Origin of the sequence: Undibacterium sp. RuRC25W (assembly GCF_049339825.1) — a bacterium.
In the GTDB taxonomy this organism is placed as follows: Bacteria; Pseudomonadota; Gammaproteobacteria; order Burkholderiales; family Burkholderiaceae_D; genus Undibacterium.
Genome location: NZ_JBMPPD010000034.1, coordinates 1 through 13563, shown reverse-complemented (window position 1 = coordinate 13563; position 13563 = coordinate 1). Strand labels below are relative to the sequence as shown.

Here is a 13563-nt window from a genome sequence, read left to right as displayed (position 1 = left end):
TTCCACTGACGGGTGTCACCACACTATTGTTTTCGCCAATAAAAGCGATGCAATTCCGTAGTGATGCAGATGTGGAAGTATGTAAGTGGTATCACTGCATCTCAGATGATTTTTTTGAGTTAGATAGCTGAAAAACTGCCTTGCTTGCGCAGCTCAGCCGCAGTAGTGTGCGAGTTAATTTTGTGCCTGATCAAGGTTTTTTGATTTCCTATCCAGCGTAAAGCACCCCGCCAGATAACGTTCTCCGCTACACTGACCACTCGACACCAACGATGAATTTACGCAGCAATATGCCGATCAACTATCTGTCCGCACTGACCTCGCCAAAACGTTCTCCACGCACGAATCTTCACCTTGGCGTCACATTGGCAGCCGTGGCGGGGGCGCTGAATGCCGGTGGTTTTTTAGCGGTTGGGCAGTACACCTCGCACATGACAGGTATGTTGGCGGCAGCAACGGATGACTTGGTGCTGGGCAGAGTCTTGCCTGCCATGGCAGCATTGGTTTCATTAATCAGTTTTGCCAGCGGCGCCGCGAGTACTGCATTGATTGTCAACTTCGCCAAGCGCAATCGTCTTCCCTACATTTACACACCAGTACTCCTGCTAGAAGCGATCCTACTTCTGTTATTTGGACTGATCGGCACGAAACTGCAGCAACACGAAGTGATTACCGTCTCATTCACGACGGTTTTATTGTGCTATACGATGGGATTACAAAATGCGTTAATTACTAAGATTTCAAACGCAGAAATCCGCACAACGCATGTGACTGGTCTGGTCACAGATATTGGAATAGAAGTAGGTAAAATGCTCTATTGGAACAAGGACAAAAGTGTGTCGACACCAAATGAAGAGGTTGGCGCAAACCGCAAAAAATTACGCTTACATCTGATGCTGGTCGGTGCTTTTTTTGTCGGGGGTGTATTGGGTGCATCAGCGTTCAAGCACCTCGGATTTATTGCTACAGTGCCTTTAGCAATCGCGCTCATTTTTCTGTCTTTAGCACCAAATTTGAAGCAGCGTCTGAAGTTAAACTAAACTCAATCACCGAAAAACGCACTGATTGCGATTGTACGATTGCCTCACCGATAAGCCGTAGCCTACCGGCAAGGCGAACAAACTTTAAAATTGTGGCAAGTCGCTGAGACGACTTCCATAGACCTCGTCAATCTCCATTGACAGGCCAGGCATACCGTCTTCATATAAAATACCAACCACTTTGGGGCCAAGAATAATGCCGTTGTCACGTTGAAATTTTGTGACAACCTCATCACCGTTACTCAGTGTTGTCCATACATCCATCACATCTACCTCTTGCGCCCCATCAATGACGGTTGGCGGCATCACCTGCCCTCCTTTGCTACGTCCCCAGCGCACCCTGGCGACACGCTCGCCACTATCGTCAAACCGGACTGCTTCAATAAAGAAAAGTGCCATGACAAAACTCCTTTTTTACAACAAAACAAGTGAGGTGGAAGTGAAATGAATACGTGTAGGATCGTACAGCCAGATTTGATTGAAACCTTCCCGAAATAACTACATACCGCTCCAGTGCGATGACTCTGGCTCATCAGGCGACATCCATAGTAGCAAACAAAATCAATATTTGCCGATTTTAAGAAGCCCAATAGCACTGCGGCTTACCGAGGGAAAAACCTCGGTAAGCCGCAGTGGTACGTCATTCAGTTTTTTTATTTTTTATTTTTCCCGCAAGAAATGATTGTCGCTTTCTCTTCCGGGCAGAACAAAAAATAATTCTCTCAATCAATAGATTTTTAGCCTACAAAATGTAAAGTGATTCGTGAATTGATTCGTGACCTCATCCAATGACAATCAACCTAATTTGGCCGCATGTTCCCGGGTGGCATGGAATGTAATGCCAGGCCAGCGTTCTTGCGTCAGTTTAAGATTAACGCCAGATGTGGCGAGATACGCCATATTGCCGGCGGCATCATAGGCAATATTGGCACCTGCGGCCGATCGTTCAAAGTCAGCCATCATTTTCTTGTCATCACACGTAATCCAGCGCGCACTACTGATGCTCGTTCCTTCAAATACCGCATCAACGCCATATTCGTTTTTGAGACGACTTGCAACGACTTCAAACTGCAACACACCAACGGCACCTAACACCAGATCACTGCTGACGACTGGCTTAAATACTTGGACAGCGCCCTCTTCACCCAACTGTTGCAAGCCTTTTTGTAGCTGCTTGATCTTTAGCGGATTTAAAATACGTGCTGTACGGAAAAAGTCAGGCGCGAAATAAGGGATACCAGTGAATTGCAATAACTCACCTTCAGAAAAGCTATCACCGATTTGCATGTTGCCATGGTTTGGTAACCCGATGATATCGCCTGCATAAGCCTCTTCAACTTGCTCGCGTGAAGACGCCATGAACGTCACAACAGACGACACTTTGATATCGCGACTGAGGCGCAAATGCTTGAGTTTCATGCCGCGTTCAAAACGACCTGAGCAGACACGCAAGAAGGCGATACGATCACGGTGCGCCGGATCCATGTTTGCCTGAATCTTGAATACAAATCCAGAAAATGGTGTTTCGCCGGACTCGACGGTACGTACTGTCGCATCACGACCACGTGGCGGAGGCGCCCATTCGAGCAATGCGTTGAGAATCTCACGCACGCCAAAGTTGTTGATCGCAGAACCAAAGAATACCGGTGTCTGCACGCCAGCTAAGAAGTCTTCGAGACTAAATGGATTAGAGGCACCATGGACCAATTCAACTTCCATTTTCAATTGTTCGATTTCCAGTGGGAACATCTCAACCAGACGTGGATTATCGATGCCTTTAATGACTTCAAATTCCTGATCAGCACGCTCACTACCTGGTGTGAACAGCAGAATCTCGTCTTTCAGAATGTGATAGACACCACGGAAAGTTTTACCCATCCCGATCGGCCAGGTCACCGGCGCGCACTGAATCTTCAGTACAGACTCAAGCTCATCAAGCAGTTCCAGCGGATCGCGCGTTTCACGGTCCATTTTATTGACAAACGTAATGATCGGCGTACTACGCATCCGGCAGACATTGAGCAGCTTAATGGTCTGTTCTTCCACACCTTTTGCCGCATCAATCACCATCAAGGCAGAATCGACCGCGGTCAATACGCGGTACGTATCTTCTGAGAAGTCCTGGTGACCTGGTGTATCGAGCAAATTCACAACGTGGTCACGGTATTCAAACTGCATGACCGAAGATGCAACAGAAATGCCGCGTTGCTTCTCGATTTCCATCCAGTCAGAGGTGGCATGGCGTCCACTCTTACGCGCTTTGACCGTACCCGCCAATTGGATCGCGCCCGAGAACATCAACAGCTTTTCAGTGAGCGTGGTTTTACCTGCATCCGGGTGAGAAATAATGCCAAAGGTACGGCGACGGGCCACTTCGCGGCTGATCAGCTCGCTCGATGGCGACGTAGCATTCGCAGACTCAACTGTGGAGTCTGATGCTGATTCAGGACTATCGCCTGAAGATTCGTTCATGGTGTTCATTGCAGATGCCGCAAAAATGGAAGAAAAACGTGCAAGTTTAGCTGGTATTGGCGCCGAAGTCGAATTAACAGGAAGATAACAACCATTCAGACAAGACGAGATGAAGATAATTTTATTTACAATAAAACATGATTTACTGTAATCTCGGTCTCTATTGCACACCTGTTGCGGACTAAATCGTATTCCTGCCGCGGCAATCTCAACGCCGAGTACGTTTTTTTAGTGCTTTGCTATATCCTAGTCATCTTTGCAAGATACTATATATATTAAAAGGATTTACGCAAAATTCTCCCAACAAGGCGCGGCGACGAAAACCGTACCCAAAGTAGGCAAGGAGCCCTCAACCTACTGGTGCGGTTTTGCGTAAGTCCTGACTAACTAAACTTCAACAGTAACCACAAAAACTGGCTCTATAGCGAGATGAGCTCTGATGGGAAGTTTGTAATGACTCTCCTATTAAAGCCTCGCGAGACGGTTTTACTTGTGGCTAAACTTATTTTTCGTATTCACTTAAATGAAAAAAATCTTCATCTACTTGACCGTACTTGCTACCAGCACGTTACCGCAACTCAGCTTTGCATGGGGTGCTGATGGCCATCAGACCGTTGGAGCAATAGCTGACGCGCTGTTGGTCGGCACTAAAGCAGGGGCGCAGGTAAAGGCATTGGTTGGGAATAGTAGTCTGGAAAAAATATCCGTCTGGGCTGATTGTGTCAAAGGTATCTCACCAGAGAAAGATTTCGCCTACACATCAACTGGGCGCTATGCAGAATGTGCTCCATTTGAGACCGCAAGCGGCATCGCGGCCATGGCTGACTATGTCAAACGTAACGATGATGCCTGCCATCGAGCAGCAGGAGAAGAAAGCTGCCATAAGCAATATCATTATGCGGATGTTAGCTTGCAACACACGCATTACCAGAATGGCTATACTGGCACCAGCGATCACGATGTCGTTCATGCAATTCAGGCAGCGGCATTGGTGTTACAAGGCAAGCCGCAGCCTTCGCCATTCGATATGAAAGACAAGGCAGAGGCGTTGACGTTGATTACCCACTACATCGGGGATATTCATCAACCTTTACATGTCGCATCCGTTTTTTTGAACGCTGACGGTAAAGTTATTAATCCTGATGAAGTTGCGCACGATCAGAACAACAACACCGTTGGTGGTAATGCCTTGCAATGTCCGTGCGGCAATTTTCACGCTTTGTGGGACGATATGCCGGTTCAATTCAAGCACGGTAAGATGAACGGTATGCTGATAAGAAAAGCACGATCATTGACACTCGCAGCAGCCCCTATCGATGCGTTGCCAGTGTTGTGGGCAGATGATGCAATTCGTGATGCAAGTTTAGTTTTTGGTGGCGCACAATTCAGTAAAAGCACGCAAAATCTGTATGGAAGCAACTGGTCTATCGGCTTACCACTAGAATATGAAAAAACTATGCAGAATGTCAAAGAAGATGCCCTTGCTCGCGCGGGCGCCCATTTGGCACAACTACTCCAAGCCATCTGGCCTGAATGATTTTAGACAAAAAGGATTTAACTATGAGTTTTCCTCTGTTTCGTTGGATTGGTAAAGGGTTTAAGTTCGCCTGGAACGCGCTCGATACCAGCCGCAGAATATTTTTGAATCTCGTCATGCTATTTATTCTGATTGCCATCGTCACCGCAATCTTTGGTGGTGGCATGACGAAGTTAGAAGACAAAACCGTGTTGGTACTGGACCTGAAGGGACCTTTAGTTGAGCAGCACTCAGGAAATGCCCGCGATGCATTGCTAGCGGAAGCGCAAGGCAACGCAAAAAAATCGACACAATTACGTGACATCTTAACCGTGCTCGATAGCGCAGCCAAGGATAACAAAATCACGAGTGCCGTTTTGTTGCTCGATGATATGCAAGCGACCGGGTTGCCGATGTTGCGCGAAGTTGCTGCTGCCATTGATCGCTTTAAAGCAAGCGGAAAAACCGTCGTTGCTTGGGGTTCAAGCTACGACCAGCGCCAGTACTTTTTAGCGGCGCATGCCAATGAAGTATACATGCACCCCATGGGCAGCGTGATGTTGACAGGTTTCGGCAAATACAGAAACTACTATCATGATGCGCTCGACAAAGTCGGCATCACTGTTAACTTACTCAAGGTAGGTACCTATAAGAGTTTTGCTGAACCTTACATTGCCAATGCGCCATCTGAAGCAGCGACTGAGGCAGAAAGTTTCCTCTACAACGCGATGTGGAAAACGTACACCAATAACGTTGAACAGGCACGCAAGCTTCCGGCAGGAAGCATCATGCAAGGGATCAATGATTTGCCTGCATTGATGACGGCAGCTGGTGATGATGCTGCAAAATTAGCGATCAACATGAAGCTCGTTGACGGTTTAAAAACACGCGATGAATTGCGCGAATTGATGCTCAAACGTGCCGCACGAGACGAACAAAACCACACCTTCCGTCAGGTCGCATTTGATGACTACCTCGCTCGTCAGAAGCCTAAATTACTCGGTGACGCAGTTGGTGTCATCGTGGCTGAGGGTGAAATTGGCGATGGTACCGCGCCCCCTGGTGCGATTGGTGGCTTATCCACATCCACACTCATCCGAAAAGCGCGTGAAGACGATAGCATCAAAGCAGTTGTGCTAAGGGTAGACTCACCCGGTGGCAGTGCATTCAGTTCAGAATTAATCCGCCGCGAGTTGGAGCTAACCCGTAAAGCGGGTAAGCCGGTAGTCATTTCCATGGGTAACGTCGCAGCATCAGGTGGTTACTGGATTTCGATGTCATCCGATGAAGTCATCGCTGACGAAGCAACAATCACGGGATCGATTGGCGTTTTCGCTATTTTGCCGACAGCAGATAAAGCGATTGAAAAATTGGGCATTCACACTGGAGGCACGACGACAACGTGGTTAGCGGATCCATTTAACCCACTGCGACCTCTGAATCCAAAGTTTGGCGAATTAGTGCAATCAAGCATCAATCACATATACGCTGAATTCACTGGTAAAGCTGCTGCGGCACGTAAAACCACTCCAGAAAAAATCGATGCCGTCGCACAAGGTCGCGTATGGACAGGTGCACAGGCGAAAGAACGTGGGTTGGTCGACACCGTGGGCAGCTATTCTGACGCTCTTAAATCAGCTGCGGTACGTGCTAAATTGGGCAATGATTATCGTATCAACTACATCGAGCCTGAACTGACCAAATTTGATCGTATCTTCGATCTGATTGGTGCACAAACAGCACATATTTTGCAGGATCAGTTCAAAGTCGCGCTGGTGCCAACGGGTATCCCACCTGTAGCAGCCAAACAAATGGTTGCTGACTTTACGTGGTTATCTGATCTGAATAAAGAAGGCAAAGGGTATTCAGCGATTACCCACTGCTTGTGTACTGCACCATAAGCTAATCAAGGGCAACTGATAGAATTCAGTTGCCCTTTTGTCTGATTTTTTTCTAATTTTTTGTCTGATTTTTTCTGATGCCAGCCAACAGTGATTGGGCTTCGCTAGTCGACATAAACGCCAACTCGGCTTCTCGCTGAAGATCAGAAAAAATTATTTCTACTAGTCTAATTTGACTCAATAGCGTGCGATTTGATTTTTTTGCCGCGCAGTTTGGCAAGAATATGGCGCATGTTTTGAAACAGAATGAATGGCTCACCCCATCGCATCTCGGTCCACCTGAGGGGATTCAATAACCACATCAATAAACCCCGAGTGTCCCTGGCATCAATAGCACGGAACACGTCCTGAGGAAACAAAGGGATCACTTTTTGTAGCACCTGTTTTTGCAAAAAGACTGATCTGTCGCCAGCGCGATCCATATCCATTAAAACGCGGATAGCTTTCGCAAAATCAACGCCAACCCGATCTCCCAAATCCATTGTCGGTGTGGGACGGAAGTTTTGCTCCAGTAACACCAGTTCACCAGTTTGCTCTTGCTCGATAAAATCAATCCCACACAACCCACAAAAACCGGACAAATTACCCAGCTCTTGTAAGATGTTTTCTACTCCTGGAAAAATCTTGAACTCAATCGCCGTGGACTGACCGCATGCGCCCCAGGTGCGCGATCGATAATACGAAAACCATGCGATGGGCTTACCGTCTTTATACACAGCTGCACAACTCACCAAACGTCCCTTAATGAACTGTTGTGCAATCACCTCCCCCTTGGGGACTATCTCAGCTAAGGCAGCGACGTTGTCGACGATTCTGACAGTCAACCCTGCAAACCCTTGCGCCTCTTTAATTACCAATGGAAACCCTAGGCGCTGTCCCGCCACCTGTAAATGGCTCTGATGCGAACATAAATCAAAATCAGGAATACGTAGTTGACGTTCCCTGCATCGCTGAATAAAAACGATCTTCGATGTCATAAAATCGATTCCATTGTCACCAGCGATGCTAGGAAAAGTGTGCTGTGCCCAAGACTCTTTTCTGCGTTGCTCTAACGCGTAGAGTAAGGGATCATCGCCAATGACGATCCAGTTATAGTGATCGTTCTGATTTTGTAAATGGACATTCAAATCGGCAACAACCGCATCAACGTCATCCGGTGAAACATAAAATTGCTTTACATGCCGCGAATAGGCTGAAAAATTACCGGGAACACCCAATACGTCAACTTCACACCCCGCATCATGCAATAAAGCAGGTAGCCGGGAGAGCCCCTCCCAATGTGCAAAAGTAACAATCAAAACGCGGAAATGACGCATAAAATTATGTCAAAAGTGGAATGAACAACGAACATGTAGCAACGTTGAATTTTTTTCTTTCTTAAAGATAAATAATGCTGATCGCCTACGGCATGCCATTACGATACGACAGATACAAAGAATCAGGTAAGGCTGTTTTATGTCTCTAAAAATTGAACAACATGAAAATTTTCAGCGTTAAAAAATCTCGGCAAACACGAATATTTACAAATGTACAACGTCAAGATAAGTCTTGCAATAAAATTAAATTTATTTAAACATATTTAAAGAAAATTGAAATTAATACAAGATTAAAGCACGGCAGTATTCTTTCTTGCCCCACAATAATTCATTATTTTTGGCAACTTAATTCGGACTCATTCATTGCTCCGCTCTCATCACTTTTGAAGAGGTCATGGAGCAATCGTTTTCTACTTGCCACGGATAGATTGAAGAGAGAGTTCTCAATGTAACGTCGCAGCCAAGCTTTTCTTGGCTATGTAAATTGAAGGGAGTCGTTGCGATCGTTGTCAACGGTGTGACTTGATTCCGCTGACCAACTGATGGCAGGAGTTGAGATATGAGATGTGAAACTACGTGTGTCGCAAGCTCTGCGCGCCAGCGGACGCGCTGAGCTGATTGTCTTTATCAGACCTTAGCGGACCGGGAACGGCGGCGCATTGAAGCATGAGTGCTCGGAGCGATGCCTTCTCCCTTAATTAAGCGGGAGATATTCATGGCATCAACAAAGCGGGAAGAACTGGCGCTAGCGTTCAAGAGAACTAATGTCGCTTTTTTTTCAGCAAGTTTGATGCGCATAATCAGGCAATTGCCTGCTTCATTCGTAAATCCGGTTTTAGACAATAAAACGTCCCACCCCTTTCTGCCAACCAGACGATTGGTATTATGGAAAAGGCGTTTGCGACCTTTGAGTTCGATCGTGTCTGAGGTGTCGGTCGTGATATCTGTGATCTGTGGATAATGGGATGCTGCAACAGCCATCTTCACCAAATCGGCTGCCGTCGACGTATTTTCAGGAGATAAGCCAGTTGGCTCTTTCATCGCCGTATTGTTCATGCCAAGTGCTTTGATCTTGACGTTAACCGCCTTCTCAAATGCGACGATTCCGCCTGGATAGGTGCGCGCAAGCGCTGCAGCTGCACGATTGTCAGAGGACATCAAAGCAAGTTGCAAGACATCTCTTCTGGACAACGTAGAGCCAACCGGAACATGCGACATACTATGCTTGATCGTATCTAAATCAGCCGTTTCGATGGAGATCATTTCATCCATATTTGGCTTACCGTCGAGGATCACCATGGCTGTCATGAGTTTCGTCAACGAAGCAATCGGTGCGACTTCGGTAGCATTTTTTTCCAGCAAAACCTTACCAGTGCCATCCTCGACAACGATTGCGTGTTGCGAATTCAACTGCACCGCTGCAACGCTACCTAAATGCAGCACCAAGCAGAGACCAACTAAGCGTTTCAACATTGCTTAACACCTGATTAAATTTAAATTGAAGTTTGCATTGAGATGCATGACCAACTTTATTGTCCGCATCGATCGCTGATCTTTACATAAGATCAGCGAGCTCGATCACGAGAGACACAAAACGTAGGATGAGAACTCGATTTGGTATGCAAGGATCAATTTTGGACAATACCAGAGATTATGACGTATTAAAAAGAAATTTCCAGATTAAATTAGGTTAGAGAGCAATTTTTTTCATGAACCACGACAGGCCCCCTTACGTAATCCAACGCTATTAAAAATAGCTACTGCAGGTAAAAATGGAAACGTATAAAAATATTAAAAAAATATTAAAAATTTAAACCATTTTTTGATAGCACTGGCTATGTTCAAAGGTAATTGAGCCGTTTTTAGCGACATCTTCGTCGACTGAAAAGCGACCGAGCATGAAGTGCTATGTCACCGTTAGGTAATGATACTTGTACATTACGGCGTTTATTACTGAAACAACTTCGGTGCGTCATTGTTCCGTCATAAATAATCTGTATGGTTCTGGTCTCCAAGTTTGGAGTTTAAGGATATTAAAATGAAATTCTTTTTGAAAACCACGCTCGTAACTGCTGCAACATTGTTCACATTCTCTTCCGCGATCGCTGCTGAAATCACTGGTGCAGGATCAAGCTTCGTGTACCCTATTGCCTCCAAATGGGCTGAGGCTTACAAAAAAGCGACTGGCAATAGCCTGAACTATCAATCCATCGGCTCTGGCGGTGGTATTAAACAGATCAAAGCAAATACTGTCGATTTTGGCGCATCGGATATGCCGTTGACCCTAGAAGAATTAGACAAAGAAGACTTGTTGCAATTCCCAGTTGTCATGGGTGGTGTCGTGCCAGTTGTGCATATCGACGGTATCAAACCAGGTCAACTAAAATTAACTGGCCAATTGATCGCTGACATCTACATGGGTAAAGTTACTAAATGGACTGACGCAGAAATCGCTGCAATCAATCCTGGCGTTAAATTACCAACGGAAGATATCACTGTCGTTCACCGCTCTGATGCATCTGGTACTACTTTCTTGTTCTCTGACTACCTGTCTAAAGTCAATGCAGAGTTCAAAAAGGTCGTTGGCTCCAGCACAGCCGTCAAATGGCCAGCAGGCTTGGGCGGTAAAGGTAACGAAGGTGTTGCTGCTAACGTTCAGCGTATCAACGGCTCTATCGGCTATGTTGAATTTGCATATGCAAAGAAAAACAATCTGTCTTACACTCAACTGAAAAACCGCGAAGGTCAGTTTGTTACACCAGATGCTGATACGTTCAAATCTGCTGCAGCCGGCGCTGCATGGGACAAAACACCAGGCTTTGCTGTTGTGTCTACTGACCAGCCAGGTAAAGCAAGCTGGCCAATTACTGGAGCAACATTTATTCTGGTTCACAAAACTCAACCAGATGCGGCAAAAGTAAAAGAAACACTGAAGTTCATCGACTGGTCCTACAAAAATGGCACGGCAATGGCAACCGAACTCGATTACATCCCAATGCCATCGAGCGTTGTTGATCTGATTGAGAAAACATGGAAAGCACAGATCAAAGACGGTTCTGGCAAAGCGGTCTGGTAATTGTCCAACTCCATTGATGACAGAGATCAGCAGATTATTTGACGACTGATCTTTTTCAAGCGATACAAAAAAAGGGATTTCACATTTATCGTGACATCCCTTTTTTACGACTACAGAGAATCTGGACAAAGCCGTGGAAGGGTTCCCCACCCCACGAAGTAGGATCGATTCAATTAACTAAACGCCTACGTACCACGCCGCTTCGCTTCCTCGTCATACAACTCCTTCTTAGACAACTTACCAACCGGCGTCTTCGGTAATTCCGCCCGGATATCGATTTCCTGCGGCATTTCGTGCTTACCTAATTTATCGCGTAAAAAATCCTTCAACGCATCAAACGACAACGAAGCAGCACCCGCTTTGAGCTTAATAAATGCTTTAGCCGCCTGACCACGGTAGTCGTCTGGAATGCCAATCACACTCACCTCGGCAACGGCAGGGTGCTGATAAATCGCCTCTTCGATATTGCGCGGATAAACGTTATAGCCGCCAGACAAAATCATGTCTTTGGTACGATCAACAATGTACACAAACCCATCGCTGTCCATATAACCAACGTCACCAGTGCGGAAGTATCCATCGGGAGTAAACGCATCTCTATTGGCGTCTGGCTTGTTCCAATAGCCTTTCATGATATTAGCACCCGACACGCAGATTTCACCACGCTCACCAAGCGCTACATAAGTGCCGCGCTCATCGATGCTTTCAAATTTAAAACTAATCCCAGGCGTTGGAAGTCCGCAAGAACCTGATTTTCGCACACCGGTTGATGGCGTGAACGTGCCGGTCGGTGAAGTTTCTGTCATCCCCCAACCTTCAAGCAAATTACACGAGGTCAACGTCTGAAATTTTTGCAGGATTTGTGCAGGTAAAGGAGCGCCACCAGAGTTGCAGAATTTGAGTGATGTCAGGTCAAACTCAGTGATCTGCGGGTGTTGAATAATCGCTGCATACATAGTTGGTACGCCAGGAAATACAGTAATTTTTTTGGCTGCCAATTCCTTGACAACGGCATCAACATCAAAGCGCGTATGCAACACGATCTCTGCACCCATGCGAATGCCAAACAGCATATCAACCGTTAAGGCATAAATATGGAACAAAGGTAAAACTGCCAGTAAACGCTCTTTTCCTTCTTCCAATATCGGTGGATCAGTGTGTGTCGTTTCCATTATCTGACTGCAAGCAGTCGTCAGATTGGCGTGCGTCAGCATCGCCCCTTTAGGCAATCCCGTGGTACCGCCGGTATATTGCAGTACAGCGATGGTGTCAGCGGGATTCGTTTCTGCAACAGGCTGATAGTGACCGTCGTTATCGATCAGACTGGCGAACAACTCGTGCTGCGCATCGTCCGGAATCGCGCACAGCTGTCCGGCACCCTGTAAATTCGCCTTGACGGGTTCGGGGTAAGGCGACATTTCCGCAATACTACCAACGATCATTTTCTTTAAGCGGGTATGCGACAGCATCTTTGCCATCTGTGGATACAGCATCACCATATCGAGTGTCACAAGAAGATCGGTATGACTATCTTCAATTTTGTGGGAGAGTACTTTTTCTGCATCCAGTGGGGAGTAATTAACGACCGTGCCACCTGCTTGTAAAATTGCAAAAAAACAGATCACATAGTGCGGCGTATTGGGCAGAAATAACCCAACATGGACACCGGGTTTGACACCCAAGGACTGAAATCCTTTGGTGGCTTTATCGACCAGCGTTTGTAATTCGCGGTACGTCGTCCGTTTGCCCATGAACTCGAGTGCGGGCTGATCTGCCCAGCGTTCAACGGCATCGTGTAACAACTGCGGAACCGCACTGACAGGTAAATTGGCATCCCAACGTACGCCTGGCGGGTAAGATTTGATCCAAGGTGTTTCGCTCATTATTGTCTCCTGAACTTGTCGTTTTTTTTGGAAATTAAGCACAACCGATCTATTTCAAATCACTATCATCAAATCAACATCTATCAACTTTTTCAACATCGCCGCTAATGCACCATCATCCGCACATCAACAACGAAATCACGCCCCTCCTCGTATTCTTTCATTCTAAAAAAAATGAATGGGAAGCCGCCAGTGAGACTGGCGTTCCCATCAAGTTTTGCTAGTAAATACATTCGCGAGTTCAATTTTGAAGTGCAAGCGTATTTTTGAAGAATACCTGATTGGGTGTAAGGTATCCTAATCTTTTTCTTGGTCGATTATTCAGTCTTTTCATGGCGTGATCAATCTCCTGTTGTGTA

General features: G+C 46.3%; 9 protein-coding genes and 1 pseudogene. 4 read left to right on the top strand and 6 right to left on the bottom strand.

What is annotated here, in order from left to right:
* The first annotated feature begins 272 nt into the window (after positions 1 to 272).
* Positions 273 to 1040: a YoaK family protein gene (locus ACO0KV_RS14790; protein WP_423043374.1), complete on the top strand. Its 768-nt coding sequence runs from the start codon at positions 273 to 275 to the stop codon at positions 1038 to 1040.
* Positions 1041 to 1124: 84 nt separating this feature from the next.
* Here the strand turns inward: ACO0KV_RS14790 and ACO0KV_RS14785 are convergent, their stop codons facing one another.
* A complete protein-coding gene (locus tag ACO0KV_RS14785) occupies positions 1125 to 1439 on the bottom strand; it encodes a hypothetical protein (RefSeq protein WP_423043372.1) in 315 nt (104 codons plus the stop codon).
* A 396-nt stretch (positions 1440 to 1835) separates the two neighbouring features.
* The gene (locus tag ACO0KV_RS14780) at positions 1836 to 3512 is read right to left on the bottom strand and encodes a peptide chain release factor 3 (protein ID WP_423043370.1); all 1677 of its coding nucleotides are present in this window, start codon (positions 3510 to 3512) and stop codon (positions 1836 to 1838) included.
* Positions 3513 to 4035: 523 nt separating this feature from the next.
* On the opposite strand from ACO0KV_RS14780, the gene ACO0KV_RS14775 reads away from it, so the two are divergent.
* Together ACO0KV_RS14775 and sppA are read left to right on the top strand one after the other, a co-directional pair.
* Positions 4036 to 5049: a S1/P1 nuclease gene (locus ACO0KV_RS14775; RefSeq protein WP_423043368.1), complete on the top strand. Its 1014-nt coding sequence runs from the start codon at positions 4036 to 4038 to the stop codon at positions 5047 to 5049.
* A gap of 23 nt (positions 5050 to 5072) precedes the next feature.
* On the top strand, positions 5073 to 6929 hold the full coding sequence (sppA, locus tag ACO0KV_RS14770; RefSeq protein ID WP_423043366.1) for a signal peptide peptidase SppA: 1857 nt from the start codon (positions 5073 to 5075) through the stop codon (positions 6927 to 6929).
* A 167-nt stretch (positions 6930 to 7096) separates the two neighbouring features.
* Here sppA and ACO0KV_RS14765 read toward each other — a convergent pair whose 3' ends face one another.
* Both ACO0KV_RS14765 and ACO0KV_RS14760 read right to left on the bottom strand, forming a co-directional pair.
* Positions 7097 to 8245 carry an ATP-grasp domain-containing protein gene (locus tag ACO0KV_RS14765; RefSeq protein WP_423043364.1) on the bottom strand — a complete coding sequence of 383 codons (1149 nt, stop codon included), beginning with the start codon at positions 8243 to 8245 and terminating at the stop codon, positions 7097 to 7099.
* A gap of 627 nt (positions 8246 to 8872) precedes the next feature.
* Positions 8873 to 9718: a serine hydrolase gene (locus tag ACO0KV_RS14760; protein ID WP_423043362.1), complete on the bottom strand. Its 846-nt coding sequence runs from the start codon at positions 9716 to 9718 to the stop codon at positions 8873 to 8875.
* A 565-nt stretch (positions 9719 to 10283) separates the two neighbouring features.
* On the opposite strand from ACO0KV_RS14760, the gene pstS reads away from it, so the two are divergent.
* Complete coding sequence (gene pstS / locus ACO0KV_RS14755; RefSeq protein WP_423043358.1) at positions 10284 to 11321, top strand: phosphate ABC transporter substrate-binding protein PstS; 1038 nt, start codon at positions 10284 to 10286, stop codon at positions 11319 to 11321.
* Positions 11322 to 11506: 185 nt separating this feature from the next.
* On the opposite strand, the gene ACO0KV_RS14750 is transcribed toward pstS, so the two are convergent.
* Positions 11507 to 13204: a long-chain-fatty-acid--CoA ligase gene (locus tag ACO0KV_RS14750; protein ID WP_423043356.1), complete on the bottom strand. Its 1698-nt coding sequence runs from the start codon at positions 13202 to 13204 to the stop codon at positions 11507 to 11509.
* A 241-nt stretch (positions 13205 to 13445) separates the two neighbouring features.
* Positions 13446 to 13563 (bottom strand): annotated as a pseudogene (locus ACO0KV_RS14745) (IS30 family transposase); the annotation flags it as partial.

Bases quoted from the DNA above. Each gene is read 5' to 3' on its own strand.
- ACO0KV_RS14790 (WP_423043374.1), top strand. From the start codon at position 273: ATGAATTTACGCAGCAATATGCCGATCAACTATCTGTCCGCACTGACC.
- ACO0KV_RS14785 (WP_423043372.1), bottom strand. From the start codon at position 1,439: ATGGCACTTTTCTTTATTGAAGCAGTCCGGTTTGACGATAGTGGCGAG.
- ACO0KV_RS14780 (WP_423043370.1), bottom strand. From the start codon at position 3,512: ATGAACGAATCTTCAGGCGATAGTCCTGAATCAGCATCAGACTCCACA.
- ACO0KV_RS14775 (WP_423043368.1), top strand. From the start codon at position 4,036: ATGAAAAAAATCTTCATCTACTTGACCGTACTTGCTACCAGCACGTTA.
- sppA (WP_423043366.1), top strand. From the start codon at position 5,073: ATGAGTTTTCCTCTGTTTCGTTGGATTGGTAAAGGGTTTAAGTTCGCC.
- ACO0KV_RS14765 (WP_423043364.1), bottom strand. From the start codon at position 8,245: ATGCGTCATTTCCGCGTTTTGATTGTTACTTTTGCACATTGGGAGGGG.
- ACO0KV_RS14760 (WP_423043362.1), bottom strand. From the start codon at position 9,718: ATGTTGAAACGCTTAGTTGGTCTCTGCTTGGTGCTGCATTTAGGTAGC.
- pstS (WP_423043358.1), top strand. From the start codon at position 10,284: ATGAAATTCTTTTTGAAAACCACGCTCGTAACTGCTGCAACATTGTTC.
- ACO0KV_RS14750 (WP_423043356.1), bottom strand. From the start codon at position 13,204: ATGAGCGAAACACCTTGGATCAAATCTTACCCGCCAGGCGTACGTTGG.